Below are 2,380 nucleotides of genomic sequence, written 5' to 3' on the forward strand. Positions count from 1 at the left end.
GTATAGGTCCCCGCTTCTCCTACGTGCTGTTCGCGTGTCGTGAGGAGGGGTGTGCCCTGAGCGGTGATCGTGACGGTGTCAGCCAGTCACGAGATCACCGCTCAGGGGGTCTGCCCGGCCATGAAGTCTTCGGGGGAAGTCATGGACATCATCGCCGCCTACCGGGAGGTAGGCACCTATCGCGGGGCCGCTGAGATGTGCGGCACCACGCATAAGACCGTCAGACGCATCATCGAGCGGGCACTGTCCGGGGACAAGCCGCCGGGCCGCAGACGGCGCGAGCACAACTTCGATACGGTCGCCGATCTGGTGGCCGAGAAGGTCAAGAGCACGGCCGGGAGGATCTCGGCCAAACGGCTGCTGCCGCTGGCCCAAGCCGCCGGGTATGAGGGCTCGGCGCGTAACTTCCGGCGTCTGGTCGCCGAGGCGAAGAAGACATGGCGGCGCGGCCACCATCGCGGGCGGCGGCCGGCGGTCTGGACACCGGGCGAGATGCTGGTCATCGACTGGGGTGATGCGGGCGGCGGGCTGCACGTGTTCTGCGCGGTGCTGGCCTGGTCCAGGGTGCGGTTCGTGCGCTTCGCCGACAACGAGCGGGCCGCCACCACGCTGGCGCTGCTGGCCGAGTGCTTCGAGGAGTTCGGCGGGGTGCCCAAGGTGGTGCTGGCCGATCGAATGGGCTGCCTGAAGGGCGGCGTGGTCGCCAACAAGGTCATCCCCACCAGCGACTATGTGCGTTTCGCCACCCACTACGGTTTCCGGCCGGACTGGTGCGAGGCGGCCGACCCGGAATCGAAGGGCATCGTGGAGAACCTGGTCGGCTATGCCAAACGCGACCTGGTCGTGCCGCAGGCGCCTTTCGATGACCTGATCGTCGCCAATGTGGCCGCCCGCCAGTGGTGCGCCGAGGTCAACACGGTGACGCATTCGGAGATCTGCGCCATCCCGGCCGAGCGGCTGGCCGGCGAGCGGGAGCTGCTGACCGCGCTGCCATCGTTGCGGCCGGCGATCGGCAAGCCTGCGGTCACCCGCAAGGTCGATCGGCTGTCCTGCGTGCGGTTCGGCTCGGCCCGCTACTCGGTCCCGACGCGACTGATCGGCGCCCGGGTGGCGGTGGCTGAGGAAAGCGGCAGGCTGCTCATCTGCGACCTGGCCACGGGCGAGATCGTCGCCGACCATCTGGCGGTCGCGCCCGGCGAGGCGTCGGTGGCCGATGAGCACTACGGCGGTCCTCGGCCCGCGCCACGGCGCGCCGCCCGGCCCCGGACCGCGGCGGAGAAGGCGTTTCTGGCGCTCGGCCCGGCGGCGGAGTCGTTCCTGACCGGCTCGGCCGCCGCGGGCAACACCCGGCTGGCCGGTGACCTGGTCGAGCTGGCCGCGCTGCAGGCCGCGCACGGCGAGCAGGCGCTGATCGCGGCGCTGGAGCGGGCGGTGAGCTTTCGCCGCTGGCGAGCCGAGGATGTCCGTTCGATCCTGGCCGCCGGGGCCGGGACGCCGCAGCCAGCGTCCGCCGGCGAGGCTCTGCTGCTGGAATTGCCGCCGGTCCCGACCCGGTCGTTGACCGAGTACACCCTGGACAAGATCGGACAGGTGTCATGACCGCACCCACGCCCGCGCCGCTGGCCGCCGACCTGGATGGCGGGCTGCGCCGGCTGAAGCTGTCCACGATCCGCCGGCTGGCTCCGGAACTGCTGGTCACCGCCCGCACGCAGCGCTGGAATCCTGAGGAGTTCCTGCGCACGCTGATCGACGCCGAACTGGCCGCGCGTGATGCCTCCAACGCCCGCGCCCGGATGAAGGCCGCCGCCTTCCCCGTGCTCAAGACCATCGAGGAGTTCGACGTTGCGGCCTCCTCGATCCCGAAGGCGACGTTCGACTACCTCGCCTCGCTGGAATGGATCCGTGCGGCGGAGAACTATTGCGCGGTCGGCCCGGCCGGCACCGGCAAGTCCCACAGCCTCATCGCGCTGGGCGTCGCCGCTATCCAGGCCGGGCACAAGGTCCGCTACTTCACCGCCGCCGAATTGGTCGAGACGCTCTATCGGGGGCTGGCCGACAACTCCGTCGGCCGGGTGATCGAGAACCTGCTGCGCGCCGACCTGATCATCATCGACGAGGTCGGCTTCGCCCCGCTCGATGACACCGGCGCTCAACTGCTGTTTCGGTTCGTGGCCGCCGCCTATGAACGCCGCGCGCTTGGGATCGGCTCGCATTGGCCCTTTGACCAGTGGGGACGCTTCCTGCCCGAGCACACCACCGCGGTCAGTCTGCTGGACCGGCTCCTGCACCACAGCATCGTCGTGGTCACCGAGGGCGAGTCCTTCCGCATGAAACAGGCACGAACCAGGACACCAGGACGCCTGATCAAGAAGTAGTCAAC

The 2,380-nt window shown here is 69.6% G+C and carries 2 protein-coding genes; both read left to right on the top strand.

The window, feature by feature from the left end; all coding sequences use genetic code 11:
* The first annotated feature begins 120 nt into the window (after window positions 1-120).
* Window positions 121-1,599 carry an IS21 family transposase gene (istA, locus tag ACFPZ3_RS70165; RefSeq protein WP_379525371.1) on the top strand — a complete coding sequence of 493 codons (1,479 nt, stop codon included), beginning with the start codon at window positions 121-123 and terminating at the stop codon, window positions 1,597-1,599.
* Entirely contained in the window at window positions 1,596-2,375 is a 780-nt protein-coding gene (gene istB, locus ACFPZ3_RS70170) for an IS21-like element helper ATPase IstB (RefSeq protein ID WP_379525372.1), read from the top strand. Before istA ends, istB begins: the two co-directional genes overlap by 4 nt.
* The last annotated feature ends 5 nt before the right edge of the window (window positions 2,376-2,380 follow it).

This window comes from Nonomuraea insulae (assembly GCF_042656245.1).

Excerpts from the sequence above, each read along its gene's own strand:
- istA (WP_379525371.1), top strand. The coding sequence starts at position 121 with ATGAAGTCTTCGGGGGAAGTCATGGACATCATCGCCGCCTACCGGGAG.
- istB (WP_379525372.1), top strand. The coding sequence starts at position 1,596 with ATGACCGCACCCACGCCCGCGCCGCTGGCCGCCGACCTGGATGGCGGG.